Raw genomic sequence first — 19,811 nt, 5'->3', positions numbered from 1 at the left:
AAAAATAAGATAAACAGGAGGGTTGCCAGAGTGGTTAATGGAGCAGTTTGCTAAACTGTCGACGCGAAAGTGTCGCAAGGGTTCGAATCCCTTACCCTCCGCTTTTTTATATATCTTTTCGGGGCGTAGCGTAGTCCGGTCATCGCGCCTGGTTTGGGACCAGGAGGTCGCAGGTTCGAATCCTGCCGCCCCGACAGTTTTAATAGTTTTCTCAAAACTATTCAATGGGTGCGTAGCTCAGCTGGATAGAGCATCTGCCTTCTAAGCAGACGGTCAAAGGTTCGAATCCTTTCGCGCTCACGAAAACTCACAAGAAATTGTGAGTTTTTTTATTTCACTTGTTTCTTCTATTTTTATTAATAGTGCAAAAATGTTTTCAGACATTTTTCAGATATTTCAAAATCCTGTAGTTGATTATTAGTTATCAAAACAAAAACCACCGTAAATATATACAGTGGTTTTAGATTTATCTTTAAAAATCTTCTATTTCAACTTATAAGAATCTCCATTCCAAAGGTAAGTTTTCGAAGCTCGTTTTTTCTTTTCTCGATCTTTATCATCCTTTTCCATTTCTTCCATTTTAAAGATGAAAGCATTCGGAACTCCGCCTTTATCATTCGGGAAAACAAATTCTTCGGAGTGATAATAAACATCGGCATCACCAACATTCATAAGCTGAGGAAGAGCGATCAATTTTTTATCTTTAAACAAAACATATTGATCATAAGCTGCAATTCCACAAGCCTCGCCGGAAACCATAGCTTTCAACGTGAGCTCCACGTTTTGAAGTTTATGATTACTTTCTATATTGAATGTTCCGTAACTCAAACTTTCGCCCGAGCCCGTATCAAAAGAAACCTCATCAATCAAAGTATTTCCTTCAATGACTTTTATACTTGCGATGTTTTGCTTAAAATTTTGATTAAATTGCTTATCCTTTCTGTCCACTGTTTTTGTCAATCCGAAAAGAAAATCATACCCGTTTTTGTTTCTGTAACCAACAGCAAGATTTCCACCCCAAACATACCCTTCAGAAATTTTATCATCTTTCTGATAAGAGATTTTGTACCAGTTTGCACTTCTTTCGCCCAATTGTAAAACAGTTTCATCTTTTTTAAGAATTAAAACCTGTTGATTAGATTGCAAAGAATCTACAATCTGAGAACTGACATTTGGTGATTGTCGGATTCTTGCCTGGTCTGTGAATATTTTCTGTGTTTTATTTTCTTCAAAATTGAAAATTCCATTGGCGTAGACTTCTTCCTGTGCAGAAAAAGTTTGAACGATTACTAAAAATAAAACAGTAAAAAAGCTTTTCATATTAATATTTTGGTGAATTATTTTTCAAGCAATAAGCTTACCCATTCTTCACGTTGAAGTTGTTTTTTCAGTTCAAGTCCGTTTTCTTTGCAAACTTCTAAAATATCGTCTACATCAAAGAAACATAATCCTGAAAGTAATAATTTTCCGCCATCATTCAACACAGAAACATAAGTCGGAATGTCCGAAATCAAGATATTTCTATTGATATTTGCTAAAATAATATCGTAATTTTCTTTTCCTAAATTTTCTGCAGTTCCCAATTCGATATCCAGCTCAACATTATTCCTTGCAGCATTTTCTTTTGAGTTTTCGACTGACCATTCATCAATATCGATTGCTTTTGTTTCCCCGGCTCCGATTTGTTTTGCGTAAATTGCCAATACTGAAGTTCCGCAACCCATATCCAAAACTTTTTTTCCATTGAAATCAATATCCATCATTTGCTGGATCATCAAATGCGTTGTCGGATGATGTCCTGTTCCGAAAGACATTTTTGGCTGAATGATAATTTCGTGCATTCCCGGCACAGATTCATGGAATTCTGCTCTGATCAACACTTTATCATCAATATTGATAGGCTCGAAATTCTTTTCCCATTCTTCGTTCCAGTTGATGTTCGGCATTTCCTTGAAAGTGTATTCAATTTTCACTTCTTCATTTTGGAAAAGCGGTAAAGCTTTCAATTCATTTTCATTAAATAAATCTTTCTGAATATATCCTAAAATACCCTCCAATTCTTCCGTGAAGCTGTCAAAACCTATCTCGATAAGCTCTGCCATCAATATATCACTCCAAGGCTGAAGCGGAGAAATTTTGAAATCGAATTCTAAATAATTTTGCATGTGAATAATTTGTTGCAAAAATAAAGAATTAACATCACAATCTTATTAGTTAGTATTAGAGATGTCACATTGAGCGAAGTCGAAATGTTTTTTAAAGGCAAAGGACACAAAGATTTATTAAAATTGACATACATATTTTCGTCCGCAAAGGCGTTTCACATAACAAAGATTATACACAAAGTTTGTCATTGCGAGCAAAGCGAAGCAATCTCAAAACAAGCGAAAAATCTGTTAAATATTGTTGTAAGACTTTGTTTAGATGCTTTCAGCATGACAAGCTTTATAGATAATTGTATGAATAATTTGTTTGTTGAGATTGCTTCGTTGCTCCACTCCTCGCAATGACAGATGCGTAGATAGAAAAAGCGGGCTAAAGCCCGCTCCTATTGATGTTTTTAAATTTTTATTTGAAGTATGATGATTTCAAATATTGCTTTTTAACTACCCCGTCTTTTTGTTTCACAAAAATCCACCCCTTCAAGGAAGGGGAATTTTCACAGCTCTAATACTAACTTTTAATTTCTAAATTCTAACTTCTTCTTTTATGGATTGGTCGAGAAAATAGAACCATTAGCAATCAAAGCTCTTCTATTCATTTTTAAAATATCTCTTACCCATTCTGCGAAATCTTCCGGTTGAAGAACAGTTTCAGGATTTCCGTCTGTTAAACCTCCTTGGATAGACATATCGGAAGCGATTGTACTTGGAGTCAATGTGATTACACGGATATTTTGTTTTCTCCATTCTGCCATCATGGATTGAGATAAAGAAACCACTGCTGCTTTAGAAGCTGCGTATGCCGACATATTCGGACCACCTTTCAAACCTGCTGTTGATGCGACGTTCACGATATCTCCTTCTCCTTTTGCTTTCATGAAAGGATGAACTGCTTTTGCTGCATAATACACACCGAAAAGATTGGTTTTAATTACCTGTTCCCAAGTTTCAGAAGGCATTTCTTCGATTGATCCGAAATCTCCGATTCCTGCGTTGTTGATTAAAATATCGATTCCGCCTAATTGACCGGCTAAAGATTCGATTCCTGATTTTACATGAATTTCATTATCCATACTGAAAACGGCATAAAATGCATTTACACCAAGATTCTTGATTTCCTCAACTGTCATTTTAAGGTTTCCTTCGTTTCTGCCAGTGATTCCAATATTTACACCTTCATTTGCCAACGCTAAAGCAACAGCTTTACCAAGACCTCTTCCTCCGCCTGTTATGATGGCATTTTTTCCGTTTATGTTCATTTTAATAGTATTTTATTCGTTTAAGCAAATTTACGAAAGTGATTTTTGTTTAAACACGAATGATACAAATGTTTTTCACGAATGACACTAGTTTATGTGAAAAATTAGAATTAAAACAGATGCTTCGACAAGTTCAGCATGACATTGTGAATATTAACCGTTTTATTTTAACATAATATATTAGTGAGATTTGTGAAAAACATTCGTGTTCATTTGTGTTTAAAGAAGATTTAGGTTTAGATTTAAATAAAAAAATAAAACCGACTCCACATGAAGTCGGTTTCTTTGAAAGTATAGTAAAAAATGAAAAACTTAAGGAATAAGAACCGGGGTTTGTACCTCAAATTCTTGTGATGTTGTGAACTGATTTCCATACATATCCAATGCTCTTACCTCAACTTTATGTTTTCCTAATGATAATTTTTTAGGGAAAGCACCTGTCCAGATGTGTTTTGACATTTCCGGGTTTGATGGTCTTCTTCCTGGCAAAAGATTTGGAGTAACATCCCATTTGAAAACTGACATTACAAAGTTTGGATCCAGCGTTTCGTCATACTCCATTGCTTCCCACTGATCGCCGTCAACTCTGTATTCTACCTTGTCTTTTTTGCTTCCCATAAAGAAATTAGCCAAGATTTTTGCAGAAGTTCTTCCCGGAATCGCTTTCGGAACAAATAAACCGATCTGATAATCTTCCGGTTTTCCTGCTGTTTTGTATTTAACTTTATATTGATTATCATTAAAACTGATAAAAGAATATCCTTTCGCTGTACCGTCTCTCATTGTAGAAGTCGGTAACCCTGCATCATCTGCCGTTCCGGACCACCAATCACCGCAGGTTGTTCCTGCATTAAATTCGTGAAGGTCTTTTGAACCGTTCCAGCCTGCTTGTTTTCCGTAGAAAATCTGTTGTTGGATGTGTGTATGTGCCGATAAGATCAAAGCATTCTGGAAAGGAGTCAGATAATCGAATAATTTTTGACGGTCTGCATTTCTGAAATTATCTTCATTTTTATGTTCCAAAGGAATATGGAAGGAAACGACAACTAATTTGCTTTTATCAACCAATTTAAGATCATTTTCAACAAATTTTAATTGATCTTCACGAAAACCTCCCCAATATCCTTTTCCATCTCTTGGATCCGGATACAAAATGTCATCCAAAATAATGAAATGAACATTTCCGTAGTTGAAAGAATAGTTTGCAGGTCCGAAATTCGACTCAAAAGTTTCGTCTGAGAACAAATCTTCTTTTGCATCGTAGTTCATATCGTGATTACCCATTACATTGTACCAAGGAAGACCAACTTCTTTCATTACATCTGCGTAAGGTTTTTGCAAGCTTAAGTTATCTCCAACCAAGTCACCCAAACTAATTCCCAACACTGCATTTTTCTTGGTATTTTTAACCTCATTTACAATGGATCTTTTAAAATAATCCAATTCCTTTTCTGTGTATGGTTGCGGGTCTCCAAAAACCAAAATGTCGAAGTTTTTGCTTTCATTTTGCCTGTTTAATGCAAAATTCAATTCTTTCGGAAGCTCTCCGGTCGGTGCAGATCCTTTATATTTAAAGTCAGCAGGTGAGCCTTTTGGCTTATATTGATAATAATATTGAGGAAGATTATTTCCATTCACAGGCGTCATATATCCTGAAGGCTTGATCACAAAAACCGTCTGATTTTCCTGAATTGGCAAGCTGTATCTCCCGTTTTTATCCGTTAAAACAACCTGTGTTCCGTTAGAAACAGATACTCCTTCAATTCCTTTTTCTTTATTTTCTTTTTTAAGATTTTTATTGCTGTCTTCAAATACATATCCTGAAACAGAGGTTTGAGAGAATGCCATCGCTGAAATTAACAGACACGGCATTAAGAATTTTATATTCATTTTACTTTAAGTTGTTTAATTTTATCACAACCTTAGCTAAATTTTTGACCTTACTTTCACAAGAACATTAAAACTCAGCAGAGGTTGTGATATTTTATTTTAAATTTTAAAATTAATTATGGCTTATTCCACCAAACTTTCACATTAATATCATCACCACCCATTTGCTGAACTGCAGCCTGATAATTTGCTGTATTCAAAACTCTTGGGTTAGGAGGATACATTAATCTTGAAGGCATATTTCCGTTATTTAAAAGTCCTCCATTATTTGGAAGCACCGGGAAACCAGTTCTTCTTTTTTCAAACCACTGTTGCTGATCTACAAAGAATAAAGCAACATATTTCTGAAGCATAATCCTCTCTAAACTTCCATTGTAGGCTACATTTGAGTTTGTAAAATAGGTTGCAGACATCGTGGAACCCCACTGCTCGATTGTTGCTTTTACTCCGTTTTCGTAGAAAGTCTGTGCATTTCCGGGGATTATTCCTTTGTAAGCTAATTCTGAAAGGATAAACTGTAATTCAGCGTAAGGATAAACCAAAATGTTTAACGGAGCTTTTGCCAGGTTTTGGTTCATATTGGATGGCTGGTAAGTGAAAACCGTTCCATAAGCATAACCCGAAGGAGCTCCTTTATAACCAATATTTGCATTGGTTGCCAAATCTTTAGCCTGCCCAAAGAACATTGACATTCTCGGATCGTTATTTGCTTTTAAAGTCTCTACAAAAAATGCTGAAGCTGCTCTTCCTGTTGTAAAATCCTGTGGTCTTGCGATTGGGGGCAAAAGTGGAGCAACTCCCGTTACATTTACTTTTGTACTTTCTGCATTACTTTGGAAAATTGGATATTTTACCGGATCACTGATTATTTCTAAGATCCTTTGATTCACATTAACTTCTCCGTTTTTGCTTAAAATCCTTGTTAATAATCTTAATGAAAGAGAATTACAGAATTTTTTCCAGTTTACAATTCCGTTTACATCGCTTTCTGCTTTGTAGAAAAGGTCAGATCCTGTTAACAATTTTGTTGTTACAAAAAGTGAATTTGCGGCTTTTAAATCGTCTAATAATTTAACGTAAATATCTTTTTGCCTGTCGAATTTTGGTTTAGAAATAGTTTCATCCAACTTTGATGCTTCACTAAATGGCACATCACCGTAAGTATCTGTAAGATTTGAATAAACCCAGGCATTAAGAACCATTGCAATTGCCTGATAATTAACATCATTATCTCTTATTGCAGCTTTTTTCATGTCATTAATCTGCATCAGCCATTTGTAGCTGTTGTTCCAGAAACCGGCACCTGTGTTTTCCGTAATATAATAACGGCTCAGAGAGTTTCCTTCATTCGGAAAATCAAGAGAAACCTGCATGATATCAAAAGTGAAATCGTTTGCTCTCATATAATTGATCGCAGACATATTGTACTGGATCGGAACCAATAATTTTGAAGCTACAGGCTCGCTGATTCTGCTTTCATCAATGTTTACCTCATCCAGATTTCTGTCACAAGAGACTGAAGCCAATCCAATTCCTGCAATTAACAATGTATTTAAAAGTAATTTTTTCATGATTTTAAATTTTAGAATTTAACATTAAGCTGAATACCTACCGTTCTTGCTGTCGGTAATTGCCCCATTTCTACACCCGGAGTGATCTGGTTGTCGTTTAACGTCGCTGCTTCGGGATCGAATAATGGATATTTCGTCCACATCCAAAGATTTCTTCCGAATAACGCGATCGTTAAATCTGTAATTTTAAGCTGCTCGGTAAAAGTCTTCGGGAAAGTATAGGCAATTCTTGCATCTCTTAATTTGATGAAAGACGTGTCAAACGTATTCGTTTCTACGTTGGCTCTTCTGTAGTAATCTGCATAATACGCCGATACCAACACTCCTTTTGTATTCGGAGAAAATGAACCGTCAGGATTTTGAATAACTCCCGCACCAACGATTAGACCTCCAGGATTATCCCTTCCGATTAAGGTATGCTCAAGTTTTCCCTGTTCTGTCATTTTATGGTGAGACTGTGAATAGGCTATTCCTTTATATTGTCCGTCAAATGAAAAGCTTACAGTAAATCCTTTATACCTGAATTCGTTTTGAAGACCTGCTCTCCATTCAGGATAAGCATTTCCTATTTTCTTCATCTGAGTAGGTTTTCCTGTCAAGCCATCGCTTCCGTAAATCACCTGTCCGTCCGGAGAATACATTAATCCGTAACCGTACATATCTCCCAATGAACCTCCGACAACTGCATTAAAGTAAACCACACCTCCTACACTTCCCATAGTGTAAGGCTGTCCCTGGAATTCTGCAGGAATAGAAAGGATTTTGTTTCTGTTCATCGACCAGTTTGCATTTACGCTCCATGAGAAATTTTTATTTTTTACAGGATAGGTATTTAAGGTCATTTCAATACCTCTGTTTCTCACTTCTCCTGCGTTGATTACCCTTCCGCTATACCCTGTTTCCCATAGTGCAGGAATTGTAACAATCTGATCTTTGGAATTATTCTGATAAGCTGTTATTGTATAATTAATTCTGTTTTTAAGAACCGTGAAATCCATTCCTGCTTCGATATTGGTGATCATATTTGGTCTCAAATTCGGATTTGGATATGTTGCCGGAGATTCTACAGAACCCGCAAAGTCGCTATTGTTGTAATATTTAATTAACTGATAAGGATTTGTATCATTACCCACTTTAGACCATGAAGCTCTTAATTTCCAGTAATTAAACTTATCAGATGTCAAATTAAAAATATCTGAAAGAACGAAAGATGAAGCAACTGAAGGGTAGAAATACGAACGGTTTTCTTTAGGAAGCGTACTACTCCAGTCATTTCTTGCAGTAAAATCCAAGAAAATTTTGTTCTTGTAACTTACATTAGCTAAAGCATATGCACTGTTAACCTGTTTATCATTCGGTTTTGCAAATTTTATAATATTTGAAATCCCATTTGGCATTGTATAAATACCCGGTTTTAGAAGTCCGTCTGCCAAATAATCATTCATTGTATATTCCGTATAGCGGATATTTCCTCCGGCTGAAGCACTGAAATCAAAATCATTAATTTTATTCTTATACGTAAATAAAATGTCATTATTTAAGTCCATCAACTTCACATGCTGCTCTCTGTACATCCCCTGAAGGTAATTTGCAGTATTCCAGGGTCTTTTTTGAGTACGCTCTTCGTTCGTTAATTCCATTCCCGACCTCAACATTACGTCGAAGTTCTTGGTAATTTTATAATTAAGGTTAACGTTTCCTGTGATAAAATTTTTATCAACGCCATTCAGCATTTCGTAAGCAATCAAATAAGGATTGTCGATGAATGAACTAAACGGGTGAACCTGCTCAACCTGATCTTTACCAGCCTTCCAGATCGGTCTATACCAAGACAAATCAACATTTGGATTCTGGAAAATCATGAAATAAGAGATAGACTGGTTGCTGTACCCTGTTGCAGGTAAGTTGTCACTCTTTGTTTTATTATAATTTAATTTAATACCTATTTTCAATTTTTCATTTAACTTATGGTCTACTGAAAAAGCTGCATTAAATCTGTTGAAACCTGTATTAGGCATCATCCATTCATTCTTCAAATAGGTTAAAGATGATCTGAACGATGTATTTTCGTTAGAAGCCTCTATTGAAATATTGTTTGAGAAAGTAGTTCCTGTCTGCCAGAAATCTTTGATGTTATTTTTATAAGGACGCCACAATTGTCTTGTTGCACTCTGTCCTTCCGTTGTAGGGTCATACTGGAAATAATACTGTCCTGCGAATTTCGGTCCGAAAGCACTACTCGTTCCTCCTGTACTGACGCCGTCTGCAGAAGCTCCGTAAGAGTAAAAATAATTCCCATTTGTATCTTTCTGCATTGTTCCCTGACCGTATTCATATTGATAATCCGGCCATTTCAATACCGTATCATAGCTTGAATAAGAGTTTAAACTAACCAGTACTTTTCCTTTCTTTCCCTTTCCTGATTTTGTAGTGATCATAATCGCTCCACCTGCACCTCTAGAACCATACAGAGCCGATGCTGTAGAACCTTTTAGAATAGTAACAGATTCAATATCGTCAGGGTTGATCGTATTGATTCCATTTCCGTAATCGATGGGTAAATCCGCTTTAGAACCTGCACCATACGCTGAAAACCCTGTTCCTGTTGTATTGTTATTCATCGGAACACCATCTACAACAATAAGGGCATTATTTTGATCAGGATTCATAGAAATATCACCACGTAATTTGATGATTGAGCTTCCCAAAGGTCCTGCTCCAGCGGTCTGAATTTTCAAACCCGCTACTTTTCCCTCCAACGCCTGCGACCAGTTGTTGTTTTGGGTTCTTAATAATTCTTCTGATTTAATAGTTTCTGCAACGTACCCTAAAGATCTGTCTTGCCTTTTGATCCCCAGAGCCGTTACCACTACTTCGTCAATGTTCTTAATGGTGTCTCTTTTTGCCTTTTGTTGAGCCACCACATTGACACTGACCAGTCCCAATAGTGATAAAATAAATAACTTTTGTGTCTCTTTACGCATATCCTTTTTTGTTTGCGCAAAATTAAAACGACATTATGGTTATGGTTTTAACACGGTTTTAACATTTATTAAATAATTATTAAACGATATATTAATTTACAATTAACAAAAACACACATACAATTGGTTAATAGCAGGTTAAAACAATTAAGGATTATTAATATAAAAGGTTAAATTTATTTATCTAACTTTCTTGTCTTTCCGTAAGAAAATAAAAGTTTTTCTTTTATTCATAATAGTTTTAAGCAGATTAAAATTAACCAATCCTTTACAAACAAACAGCCCGTCTCAATAAAGAAACGGGCTGAATATCGGTTAATATTTAATTGAAAATTATTTATTTTTCAGCTGATCCGGAATATTTGTTGTGATAAATCCTATTCCCTGAGCTTTCAACTCATCAGAAACAGCAACATCATTTACCGTCCAGGCATTTGTGATCAATCCTAGAGCTTTTGCGTCAGAAATCCAAGTCGGGTTTTTCTGGAAAATACTGTAATGATAATCGATCCCGTCTAAACCTTCGTCTTTAATCTGCTGTGGAGACAATTCACCTTTCAAATACTGAACTTTAAAAGTGGGTTCAAGCTTCTTAATTTCCTTACAGATATTTAAGCTGAAAGAAATAAAATCACACTGAGATCCAAGTTTCATGTCCTTGATCATTTTGATTGTTTTTGCCGTCAGTTCATCTTCTTTTTCCTTTGTTTTATCGGGCTTTATTTCAACAACCAGTTTTAATGATTTATCTTTTTTTCCTTGCTTTAAATAATCTTTCAATGTAGGAAAATCTTCACCGTTGGATAATTTTACTTTTTTTAATTCCTTAAAATCGGTTTCAGAAATTTCCATTTTCGCATGATGCTCGTCGTGGTTTACTACCAAAACTCCGTCTTTCGTCATTCTCACATCAAATTCAGATCCGTAAATCTTCAAATTCTGTGCATTCTCCAACGATTTCAACGAGTTTTCCGTCGTCGGTGGCTGCGTCTGCCAATAACCTCTGTGCGCAACAATCTGGGTTTGTGCCTTCATTACTACTGTGCTTAAAACTGCTAACCCTAAGATAAAATTTTTCATAATATAAATTAGATATTTAAATCAAAAAGTCTCAGACCTTTTGATAAAGATAATATTTTATTGTTAAAAACTATATTTTGCTCCGATCTGGATTTGATATGGATTTCCTGTCAATGGCTCCAATCCGCTAGTATTTAAGCTATATTTAAGCTGTTTCGTAACCTGATCGAATCCTGTAATTCTGTAAAGTGACATGTTGCTGTACGATTTATTAACACCCCATTCTTTATTAAGTAAATTCGCCACATTGAAGATATCAACAGAAAGTTCGAATGCACCAATTTTTTCAAACTTGATTTTTTTCGCTATACGAACATCCCAAACTCCATAGAATCCGTTCTTTCCGCCGTTTCTTTCTGCAATCTTATTATTGTAATCTGTAATATAATTCTTTAAAGCCTGCCCAACTTCCGGATTATCAATTAAAGTCTGAGTAAGATTCGGGAAAATGTAAGCTAAATCATTAGAATCAACAAAATCTCCGTTTACGTTTCCACCTGCAGTCACAGAGAAACGCGTTCCTCCCATCCCTGCATATCTGATTCCCAAAGTAAATCCTGCAATCGTTGGTGAGTTACCATAAATTACCACTTTATTTCTGAACTGATTATCAGAATAGGTCATTCTTAAATTTCTCGGATCACCTGAAACCAACGTAGACAATGTTGCAGAATTCGCTACATTTCCGTTGTAAGAAGTATTGTCTTTAATATCTGCCCAAGTATAACTTGCAGTGATTTCCCCATCTCTCCAATAACGGTAACTTGTATCGGCTACGAACGAGAACTGATTAACTTTTCCATCACTTACCAACTCAAGAACTCTTCCGAAATTTTTGTTAATTCTTCCGTCTTTCCAGTTCATTGTTCCGTTTGCTGCAATTGAAGCTGCAGGAACATAAACTCCTCTTCCACCCTCATTATCCAAAGTGAAATAAGGATTTGCAACCATATTTCTGTCATAATAGAAATAATTGTTTCTACCTAAAGCCATATATCCTGCAACTCCCGCTCTGAATCTTTCATTAAAGAAGTGTGTATAAGAAATATTTGCTTTATAAACGACAGGAATCTTCGCATCTTTTCCTGTATAGTTAATTGTCGGAAGCTGATATTGCGGCAATGAAGGAACATTTCCGTAATCATTTCTATAACTGTTAAAATCAGGTGTAAGACCAATCTGTGAAGGATTCACATCAACTGTCGCCAAATGTCTTCCATCAAAAACCAAATTATTGATAATCATATAATTGTTGATATCAGACGAGAAAATACCTGCTCCGAATTTTAAGAAATCTTTGTTTCCTTCATTCATATTCCAATCAAACTGGAATCTTGGCTGAATGATGAATGATTTGATCTGATTATCCGTTCTGATTCCCATTTCATCATATAACTTTTGGTTGAATCCTGCTTTTGGATACCCTCCGTAATCCAATCTTAAACCTGCCATCAAATCAAGACCTTTTGCAATTTTGGTCTGGATCTGCCCGTAAACTCCTAAATTATAAATATTTGATTTTACAGAAGGATCATCCATTAAAGGAACTTCTCTGTAGAATCTGTAAGCAATAAGATTATTAAAATTAAATAAATTATCACCGCCATTCGCAGTAGGATTTTCTCTGAAATGGAATCTTCCGTTCACCTCACTTCCGTAGATAGATTTTGCCATCGTGTACATTAAGTCTGCCCCGAAAGTATATTTAATTTTATCGGTGTTGTAATATAAATTATCAACAATCTGGAAAACATTATTTCTAAAACTTTCCTGCCCGAAACGGTGACCACCGATCTGAATATTTGTCGCTTTATCTTTTCCGTCTATGCTTGAAACAATATTCTCAACAATAGCTCTCGGAAGAGCGTGTCCCAATTCATCATTCTGATAACTGTCCTGTGCAGTGTATAGATATTGAGCCTTTAACTCATTGGTCATGTTAGGTTTAAGGTTTGATCTTAACGTTAATAACAAGCTGTTATCTAAATTTTTATCATTACCATAAGACTCAAATGCATTGATTGCCGTATTGTCTACTAATCCGTTTTTATTTAAATCGTAAGTAAAGTTATTTCTTAATGTCAATAAGTTTTTATCATTAATCTGCCAGTCTAAACGTAAAAATGCAGCATCCGAATTTCTTACTTTATCAAAGCTTCCAAACTGAGGTGTGTTTCCAACTCCGTATTTTGCTCTTGCAATGTCTAAGAATTTATTTAAAGTAGCATTCGTTGTATTCAATCTCAATTCATCATCATGCGACTTGATGTCTGCAATCTGTAATGGTCTGGAATCTAGCTGATGATCCCAAGCCATGAAGAAATGAAGTTTATTTTTAATAATTGGACCTCCCAAAGAGAAACCAAACTGAGAAGTAGAGAAATCATTATTGATTTTGTTTCCTCTGATATCATATTTGCTGGAAAGCCAGTTCGTTCTCAAATATTCCCAGGCACTTCCTGAAAATTTATTTGTTCCGGATTTTGTAACTGCGCTTATCGTTCCACCACCGCTTCTTCCCAATGTCACATCATATTGGTTGGTCGTAACCTTAAATTCACGAACCGCCTCAATTGAAATGGAGAACGGAGCACCACTTCGGCTTGTTGTAGCCCCCGCGGAAGTCGGGTTTTTCGCTGTCATCCCGTCAATCGTAAAGTTGGTAGAAGAACCCAGCTGTCCGGAAATACTTCCGTTTTTACCACTTAAAGGAGATAATTCGGCAAGATTGGCAAAATTTCTTCCATTTACAGGTAAAATCCCAATGTTTTTGGTTGTAATGGCTGTTGCAGCACCAAGGTTTCCAATTTTATTTTTAAGATTTCCTACAACCACCACTTCTTCGATCGTTTTTTCGCTTCCCAAATCCATGTTCACCGTTACCTGATCTCCGAAATTCACGTTGTATCCTTCCCTTTTTTCATCATTTACGATTACTGTATAAGGTCCGCCAAGAGGAATTTCTTTAAAAATATATTCTCCTTTTGAGTTCGTTTCAGTCTCGGTTTTAAAACCTGTCGATTCGTTTACAATCGTTACTTTCACTTTTTCCTGAGCTGTTTTTCCAACGCCGGTTACCTTTCCCGTAATTGATGCCTGTGTCGTCTGTGCATACGCCAGTGTTCCAAAACTCAAGAACAATAATCCCAATACAATCTTTACTTTTCTCATTTTATCAAATTAGCTGTGCAAAGGTATTCCGACTTTGAGAACCACTTGTTTAAGGGAGTTTTAACATTTTTTAAATTATATTGGAACATTATGTTAAATAAACCTTAACTACGTATTTATCCCTTACATAACCAGCTTGTTGGAATATATTACGCGATTTTAATTTTCCCGGAATATTTTTTTGTCTTATTTTTTTAAATGAAATTACTTTAGTTATTTTTGCTCAAAAGATAGAAACCCAATGTCCGAAAACATTCAACAAAAAATAGAACAGCTTCGTAAAGAGCTTCATCAGCACAACGAGAATTATTATCTTCTTGATATTCCGACCATTTCAGATTTTGATTTTGATATGTTGCTTGAAGAACTTCGTGATCTTGAAGCAAAATATCCGGAATTTTATGATGAAAACTCTCCTACTATGCGTGTCGGCGGAGGGATTACAAAGGTTTTCCCAACTGTTCAGCACAAATTCAGAATGTATTCTCTGGATAATTCTTACGATTTTGATGATCTTGAAGACTGGGAAAAGAGAATTATTAAAACCATTGATGAGCCCGTAGAATTCGTAGCAGAATTAAAATACGACGGTGCCTCAATTTCTATTTTATATGAAAACGGAAAGCTGGTTCAGGCTGTCACTCGTGGCGACGGTTTTCAGGGTGATGAGATTACAGGGAATGTCCGTACAATTTCAGATATTCCATTAAAATTAAAAGGTGATTTCCCTGAGCATTTTTTTATGCGTGGAGAAATTTATTTAACGAGAAAAAACTTCGACAAAATCAATAAGCTTCGTGAAGAAGAAGGTCTTGATCCCTTCATGAATCCTAGAAATACAGCAAGCGGAAGTCTGAAAATGCAGGACAGCGGCGAAGTAAGAAAACGCGGACTTTCATCGGTTTTATATCAGTTTATTTCTGAGGAAGTTCCCGCAGAATCACATTGGCAACTGCTTCAAAAAGCTCAAAGCTGGGGGTTTAAAACGTCTCAGCAGGCAAAATTGTGCACCACTTTAGATGAGGTTAAAGAATTTATTAATTTCTGGGATGTGGAAAGACATAATTTACCATTTGAAATAGATGGTATCGTTTTAAAAGTCAATTCATTAAAACAGCAAAAACAACTTGGATATACCGCAAAATCTCCGCGTTGGGCAATGGCTTATAAATTTAAAGCCGAAAAAGTAGAAACGGAGCTGCAAAGTGTTTCTTACCAGGTCGGAAGAACCGGAGCCATCACTCCTGTTGCCAATCTGAAGCCTGTTTTATTAGCCGGAACGATTGTAAAAAGAGCTTCTCTTCACAATGAAGATATTATTAAAAAACTCGATTTGCATGAACATGATTTTGTCTATGTAGAAAAAGGAGGTGAAATCATTCCGAAAATTGTCGGCGTAAACACGGAAAAAAGAACCGAAGAAAGCAGGGAAATCGAATATATTAAACATTGTCCTGAGTGCGGAACCGAACTTGTAAAAGTTGAAGATCAGGCAATCCATTTCTGTCCGAATGACTTGCATTGTCCGCCACAAGTTGTAGGAAGAATGATTCATTATGTTTCAAGAAAAGCATTAAATATTGAAAATCTTGGAAGCGAAACGATCGAACAGCTTTACAGAGAACGACTGATTGAAAATCCTGCTGATTTTTATGTTTTAACAAAAGAACAGCTTCTTCCACTTGAAAGAATGGCTGAAAAATCTGCTCAAAACATTATCTCAGGAATAGAAAAATCCAAGGAAATTGCTTTTGAAAAAGTTTTGTACGGAATTGGTATAAAGCACGTCGGAGAAACGGTTGCAAAGAAATTAGTTAAGAATTTTACAACCATCGAAGAACTGAAAAATGCTACCGTTGAAGAACTTTGTCAGGTTGAAGATATCGGGACAAAAATTGCCATAAGCATCGTTGATTTCTTTGCTAATTCTGAAAATATTTTAATGATTGAAAGGTTAAAATCTTATGGAGTTCAGCTTGAAAAAGGAGAAAATACAAACGAAGTTTTATCGAATGTTCTGGAAGGAAAAACATTCCTTTTCACAGGAAAACTATCATTATTTACAAGAGAAGCCGCAGAAGAAATGGTAGAAAAACACGGTGGAAAAAATATTTCTGCCGTTTCAAAAAACCTGAATTTCCTTGTTGTGGGTGAAAAAGCAGGAAGTAAACTGAAAAAAGCACAGGATATCGGAACGATTGAAATTCTGGATGAACAGCAGTTTTTGGATTTGGTTGAGAAACAGTAATTTTATAAAAACAAATTAAAGACTGTCTTTCGGGCAGTCTTTTTTGTTTAAAATATTCTGAGATAAAGATTTTATCGTAATTTTATTCAAAGAAGTTTAAAATTTTAAAAATGGAATTTTTAAAGGATCATTACGTCATTGAAAATGAATTATTACTGATATTTATTTCTGTAATTCTTGGCATCTTGATCGGTACGGAACGAGAGTACAGAAACAAATCTGCAGGATTGCGTACTTTTATTCTTGTCTGTTTTGGCTCTTGCCTGTTTACCATCCTTTCCATTAAAATCGGTGTGGCAAATCCTGACCGGTTAGCCGCAAATATCATCACCGGAATTGGTTTTTTAGGAGCGGGAGTTATTTTTAAAGGTGACAATAAAATCGACGGAATTACCACTGCAACCACAATCTGGGCAACTGCTTCTATCGGAATGGCAGTTGGGTCAGGATATTTTTATATTGCGCTTTTAGGAACCGTATTAATTTTACTGGTTCTGAATACCCTTACTTATTTCGAAAGATTTATCGACAGAAAGCACAAAATCAGAGAATACAAAATTGCTGTTGTTGATTATCATGATATCAAACATTGTGAAGAACTTTTTAAAAAAAATCATCTTAGATTTATGATGTCTAAACAGCAATATACCCAGGGAAATCTCGCTACAACATGGATCATTACAGGAAATAACATCAATCATGAAGCATTAATGAAAAGTCTGATGGAAGATGAAAAAATCATTGCTTATCAGTTTTAAAATAAAAAAATAAATAGTAATTTTTCGATAGTCAATTTCACCATTTTCATAACCTGCATATCCCTTTTTCTTTGTAAATTGGGGCAAAATTTTGATTATGACAAAAAAGATACTCCTATCTGTATTTCTTTTGCCGGCTGTAATGACGTTTGCACAGCAATACGGTGGAATGTGGATTCCAACAGAGCTTAATGAAAAGGAAATGAAAGACTTAGGAATGAAAATTTCTGCCAAAGACATTTTCAATCCTCAGAAAGCAAGCATAAAAGATGCGGTAGTACAGTTCAACGGAGGTTGTACCGCGGAAATTATTTCTCCAAAAGGTCTGTTATTGACGAATCATCACTGTGGTTTTGGGCAGATTCAGGCGCACTCGACGGTTCAGAATGATCTTTTATCAAATGGTTTCTGGGCAAAAAATCCGGAAGGTGAACTTCCAAATCCGGGTGTGACAGTAGATTTTATTGTTGATATTAAAGAAGTTTCCAATCAGATTTTAGAAGGAACAGACAATCTTACCGAGCCTGAACTTTCAAAACAGATTGCTAAAAATATTGAGATCTATAAAAATTCTCAAAAAATAGAACCTTATCAGTCAATTTCTGTAAAATCAATGTATTACGGAAATAAATTTTACGCTTATACCATCGAAACTTATAAAGACATTCGTTTGGTGGGAGCTCCGCCGCAAAGCATCGGAAAATTCGGTTCTGATACCGATAACTGGGTTTGGCCAAGACATACGGGAGATTTCTCAATGTTCCGAATTTACGCAGGAAAAGACAACAAACCTGCAGAATATTCAAAGGATAATGTTCCTTATGTTCCGAAGCATTATCTTCCAGTTTCCATAAAAGATAAAAATGAAAATGACTTCACTTTCGTTTTCGGATTCCCCGGAAGAACAACGGAATATCTTCCTGCCATTGCGGTTGAAAAGATCATGAAAGAGATTGATCCTGCAAGAATTGCGGTAAGAGACGTTGCCCTGAAAACTTTAGACGAAAAAATGCGTACGGATGATGCAACCCGCATACAGTATTCTGCAAAATACGCTTCTGTAGCCAACTATTGGAAAAAATGGATCGGTGAAGTGGAAGGTCTGAAAAAATCAAACGCGGTGGAGAAAAAAGTAATGTATGAAGGTTCTTTAGTTGCTAAAAACCCTGAAGTGAAAACAACTTTAGATCAATTAAACAAGCTTTACAACGATCAGGCTCCCTTTGCTTTAAATAATGCTTATTACTCTGAAACGTTAAGAAATGCCGAAACGTTGATGTTGGCAAATCTTTATTACAACTACATTACTTCTGTGGAAGCAGGAAGAATGGATGAGAAAGGTACGACAGCTTTCAAAAACAGGCTGACTTCTTTCTACAAAGATTACAGCGCAGAGCTTGATGCAAAAGTGACGGCAAAATTATTGGCGCTTTATGCCAACAAAACCGCTCCACAATTCTTACCTACAGGATTTGAAAAGCTTAAAAACGAGTCTCAAAATATCCAGTCTGTTGAAGAGATTTCTAAAAACTCGATTATCACAGGGAGAGCTGAAGTGAATGGTGCTTCTTTAAGCAAAGACATCGAAAAAGCATTCTCTAATCAGGACAAATTGATCAAAACATTGAAAAAAGATCCTGTTTATCAGCTTTTTATTTCAATGAGAGATACTTATATGACAAAAGCTGATCCTCAGTTTACTTCTTTACAGACAAAAATTGATGCGCTTCAGAAAACGTTCATGGCTCAGCAAATGGCAACGGATAAAGACAGAAAATTCTTCCCGGATGCCAATTCTACGCTTCGTGTAACGTATGGAAAAGTAAAAGGTTCTTCTCCGAGAGATGCCGTTTCTTACAATTATCAGACCCATTTGGCGGGAGTTTTGGAAAAATATGTTCCGGGAGATTATGAATTCGATGTTCCGAAAAAGCTGATCGATCTTTACAACAAAAAAGATTTCGGGAATTATAAAGATAAAACAGGCGACGTTCCCGTAGGATTCACTGCGACAAACCATACAACAGGAGGAAACTCCGGAAGTCCGGCTCTTGATGCGAACGGAAATCTTGTCGGATTAAACTTCGACAGACAATGGGAAGGAACGATGAGCGATATTAATTATGATCCTCGTTTCAGCCGAAATATTATGGTGGATACAAAATACATTCTTTTCATCATTGATAAATATGCCGACTCAAAATGGCTGATCGATGAAATGAAAATTGTGAAGTAATTTTAATTACATACATTTTAAAAGTCCTGAAATTTGTTTTCAGGACTTTTTATTTTTCTGCAAGTTTTGCTTTAAGTGCTTCAATTTCTGCTTCTAATTTTTCTATATATTTCTTTTGGGATTCCCATAGTGAAAGTGGAATATTATAATTGTTTACGACTCCAACTCCATAACCTGTTCCCATTGAATTATCATTAAAAATAATAACCATACTTTCTTCATTTTCAAATATATCTTCAATGGGAACCTCTAATGTTTCAGCAATTTTCTGCCATTCCGGTAAAGAAATTTTTGCCGTCCCTTTTTCTCTTCTGTTATAGTTGGAAACATCCATACAAAGAATATCCGCCATTTTTTCCTGACTGATATTCTTTCTTTTACGGGTTTCTATAAGTTTCGTTTTTTCCATTTCTGCAAAGTTTAGTGTAAAGATAATTTTTTTGCGAAAAATC

General features: G+C 35.7%; 12 protein-coding genes and 3 tRNA genes. 6 read left to right on the top strand and 9 right to left on the bottom strand.

The features are described from left to right. Window positions 1–16 precede the first annotated feature (16 nt). The 3 genes from ABD745_RS03705 (at window position 17) to ABD745_RS03695 (ending at window position 300) form a co-directional block, all read left to right on the top strand. A tRNA-Ser gene (locus ABD745_RS03705) sits at window positions 17–101 on the top strand. 18 nt (window positions 102–119) lie between these two features. Beyond that, a tRNA-Pro gene (locus ABD745_RS03700) sits at window positions 120–194 on the top strand. 32 nt (window positions 195–226) lie between these two features. Further along, window positions 227–300, top strand: a tRNA-Arg gene (locus tag ABD745_RS03695). A 183-nt stretch (window positions 301–483) separates the two neighbouring features. Here the strand turns inward: ABD745_RS03695 and ABD745_RS03690 are convergent. The 8 genes from ABD745_RS03690 to ABD745_RS03655 form a co-directional block, all read right to left on the bottom strand. Continuing rightward, on the bottom strand, window positions 484–1,320 hold the full coding sequence (locus ABD745_RS03690) for an SH3 domain-containing protein (RefSeq protein ID WP_344825364.1): 837 nt from the start codon (window positions 1,318–1,320) through the stop codon (window positions 484–486). 17 nt (window positions 1,321–1,337) lie between these two features. Beyond that, window positions 1,338–2,165 (bottom strand): 50S ribosomal protein L11 methyltransferase, encoded by an 828-nt coding sequence (prmA, locus tag ABD745_RS03685; RefSeq protein WP_344825362.1) that lies wholly within the window; start codon window positions 2,163–2,165, stop codon window positions 1,338–1,340. Between the two features lie 542 nt (window positions 2,166–2,707). After that, entirely contained in the window at window positions 2,708–3,421 is a 714-nt protein-coding gene (locus ABD745_RS03680; RefSeq protein ID WP_344825359.1) for a 3-ketoacyl-ACP reductase, read from the bottom strand. Window positions 3,422–3,733: 312 nt separating this feature from the next. Then, a complete protein-coding gene (locus tag ABD745_RS03675; protein WP_344825356.1) occupies window positions 3,734–5,311 on the bottom strand; it encodes a calcineurin-like phosphoesterase C-terminal domain-containing protein in 1,578 nt (525 codons plus the stop codon). 116 nt (window positions 5,312–5,427) lie between these two features. Continuing rightward, the gene (locus ABD745_RS03670) at window positions 5,428–6,882 is read right to left on the bottom strand and encodes a SusD/RagB family nutrient-binding outer membrane lipoprotein (protein ID WP_344825353.1); all 1,455 of its coding nucleotides are present in this window, start codon (window positions 6,880–6,882) and stop codon (window positions 5,428–5,430) included. Window positions 6,883–6,893: 11 nt separating this feature from the next. Continuing rightward, window positions 6,894–9,866, bottom strand: coding sequence for a SusC/RagA family TonB-linked outer membrane protein (locus ABD745_RS03665; RefSeq protein ID WP_344825350.1), 2,973 nt, complete (start codon window positions 9,864–9,866; stop codon window positions 6,894–6,896). Window positions 9,867–10,199: 333 nt separating this feature from the next. Continuing rightward, window positions 10,200–10,946, bottom strand: a complete 747-nt coding sequence (locus ABD745_RS03660; RefSeq protein WP_344825347.1) for a glycerophosphodiester phosphodiesterase family protein — start codon at window positions 10,944–10,946, stop codon at window positions 10,200–10,202. A 63-nt stretch (window positions 10,947–11,009) separates the two neighbouring features. Next, window positions 11,010–14,117, bottom strand: a complete 3,108-nt coding sequence (locus tag ABD745_RS03655; RefSeq protein WP_344825344.1) for a TonB-dependent receptor — start codon at window positions 14,115–14,117, stop codon at window positions 11,010–11,012. A gap of 241 nt (window positions 14,118–14,358) precedes the next feature. Here ABD745_RS03655 and ligA point away from each other — a divergent pair, with 241 nt between their 5' ends. From ligA to ABD745_RS03640, 3 genes are all read left to right on the top strand, one after another. Next, a complete protein-coding gene (gene ligA, locus ABD745_RS03650; protein ID WP_344825341.1) occupies window positions 14,359–16,365 on the top strand; it encodes an NAD-dependent DNA ligase LigA in 2,007 nt (668 codons plus the stop codon). Window positions 16,366–16,475: 110 nt separating this feature from the next. Next, a complete protein-coding gene (locus tag ABD745_RS03645; RefSeq protein WP_344825338.1) occupies window positions 16,476–17,123 on the top strand; it encodes an MgtC/SapB family protein in 648 nt (215 codons plus the stop codon). A gap of 97 nt (window positions 17,124–17,220) precedes the next feature. Then, a complete protein-coding gene (locus ABD745_RS03640) occupies window positions 17,221–19,359 on the top strand; it encodes a S46 family peptidase (RefSeq protein WP_344825335.1) in 2,139 nt (712 codons plus the stop codon). 49 nt (window positions 19,360–19,408) lie between these two features. Here ABD745_RS03640 and ABD745_RS03635 read toward each other — a convergent pair whose 3' ends face one another. After that, window positions 19,409–19,768 (bottom strand): helix-turn-helix transcriptional regulator, encoded by a 360-nt coding sequence (locus ABD745_RS03635; RefSeq protein WP_344825332.1) that lies wholly within the window; start codon window positions 19,766–19,768, stop codon window positions 19,409–19,411. Window positions 19,769–19,811 lie beyond the last annotated feature (43 nt).

It is taken from the genome of Chryseobacterium ginsenosidimutans (assembly GCF_039536845.1).
In the GTDB taxonomy this organism is placed as follows: domain Bacteria; phylum Bacteroidota; class Bacteroidia; order Flavobacteriales; family Weeksellaceae; genus Chryseobacterium; species Chryseobacterium ginsenosidimutans_B.
The sequence above is the reverse complement of the archived record's forward strand: the minus strand, read 5'-3'. Positions and strand labels throughout refer to the sequence as shown.

Bases quoted from the DNA above. Each gene is read 5' to 3' on its own strand.
- ABD745_RS03670 (WP_344825353.1), bottom strand. From the start codon at position 6,882: ATGAAAAAATTACTTTTAAATACATTGTTAATTGCAGGAATTGGATTG.
- ABD745_RS03660 (WP_344825347.1), bottom strand. From the start codon at position 10,946: ATGAAAAATTTTATCTTAGGGTTAGCAGTTTTAAGCACAGTAGTAATG.
- ABD745_RS03640 (WP_344825335.1), top strand. From the start codon at position 17,221: ATGACAAAAAAGATACTCCTATCTGTATTTCTTTTGCCGGCTGTAATG.
- ligA (WP_344825341.1), top strand. From the start codon at position 14,359: ATGTCCGAAAACATTCAACAAAAAATAGAACAGCTTCGTAAAGAGCTT.
- ABD745_RS03665 (WP_344825350.1), bottom strand. From the start codon at position 9,866: ATGCGTAAAGAGACACAAAAGTTATTTATTTTATCACTATTGGGACTG.
- ABD745_RS03655 (WP_344825344.1), bottom strand. From the start codon at position 14,117: ATGAGAAAAGTAAAGATTGTATTGGGATTATTGTTCTTGAGTTTTGGA.
- ABD745_RS03645 (WP_344825338.1), top strand. From the start codon at position 16,476: ATGGAATTTTTAAAGGATCATTACGTCATTGAAAATGAATTATTACTG.
- ABD745_RS03680 (WP_344825359.1), bottom strand. From the start codon at position 3,421: ATGAACATAAACGGAAAAAATGCCATCATAACAGGCGGAGGAAGAGGT.
- ABD745_RS03635 (WP_344825332.1), bottom strand. From the start codon at position 19,768: ATGGAAAAAACGAAACTTATAGAAACCCGTAAAAGAAAGAATATCAGT.
- ABD745_RS03690 (WP_344825364.1), bottom strand. From the start codon at position 1,320: ATGAAAAGCTTTTTTACTGTTTTATTTTTAGTAATCGTTCAAACTTTT.
- ABD745_RS03675 (WP_344825356.1), bottom strand. From the start codon at position 5,311: ATGAATATAAAATTCTTAATGCCGTGTCTGTTAATTTCAGCGATGGCA.
- prmA (WP_344825362.1), bottom strand. From the start codon at position 2,165: ATGCAAAATTATTTAGAATTCGATTTCAAAATTTCTCCGCTTCAGCCT.